The sequence below is a fragment of the Dietzia sp. UCD-THP genome, from assembly GCF_000349585.1.
Taxonomy (GTDB): Bacteria; Actinomycetota; Actinomycetes; order Mycobacteriales; family Mycobacteriaceae; genus Dietzia; species Dietzia natronolimnaea_A.
Window position 1 is genome coordinate 1 of sequence record NZ_KB714670.1, and the last position, 782, is coordinate 782.

Sequence of the window (782 nt, forward strand, 5' to 3'; positions counted from 1 at the left end):
ACGTCGTCCATTCCTGCGGGGTACTCGAAGGAGTTTGAGAACTGTTTGTCCCCTGACGCCCGGTCAAAGTAGGTCACGTAGACGAAGCCCTCGGCCCCACCCCACATCTGCGCCAAGTGGTTCATCGCGAGGTCGATATCCACACCCTCGTCGGTGATCGCCACAGTCATGCCCCCACCCCGAAGATGCGAGCGCCTGCGATCAGATCAGCGCCGAGGACGGATCGACCCTTGTACCGATAGTTCTTCGTGGAGACGATCACCTTCCCCTTGGGCGTCCTCATCGACTCGCCCTGCACGGGAGGTGTGGGATCACTTCCCTCGTCCCGGATCCCGAGGTATTCGAGCAGGGGCGCTGTCGGGAACTTGAAGTTCTGTCCCATGCGGTGCATAGGCACGGGCAGCGTGCCCTCTCGAATCATCTTGTAGACGGTGACCGTCGAGACATCCAACGCCTTAGCCACCTGTGGAGCCTTGATCGTCGCCGGCAGCGCGAGCAGTTCTTCCCTGGTCATAGCCATGCGATTCTCCTTCCGTATGTGTCGTGTTGCAGTGACACGTACACGGTAACACGCCAGTTTGACGCTGAGTTCTCCAGAATCGCCACGGTCATTAGGCGTGGTACATTCACTCGCATGAAACAGAAGTTGCATATCGGCCAGGTGATTGGCGAGAACCTACGTCGCGTGCGTAACGCACACGGCGACAGCCAGCCCGAGGCAGCAGAACGTCTCGCACTCGTGGGCCTGGACTGGAAGCGCGATCAAGTCGCCTCGCTCGAGA

Annotated in this window: 1 protein-coding gene; it reads right to left on the bottom strand. The window is 59.7% G+C overall.

The window, feature by feature from the left end:
- Positions 1-166 precede the first annotated feature (166 nt).
- Positions 167-520 carry a helix-turn-helix domain-containing protein gene (locus H483_RS38320; protein ID WP_152428106.1) on the bottom strand — a complete coding sequence of 118 codons (354 nt, stop codon included), beginning with the start codon at positions 518-520 and terminating at the stop codon, positions 167-169.
- Positions 521-782 lie beyond the last annotated feature (262 nt).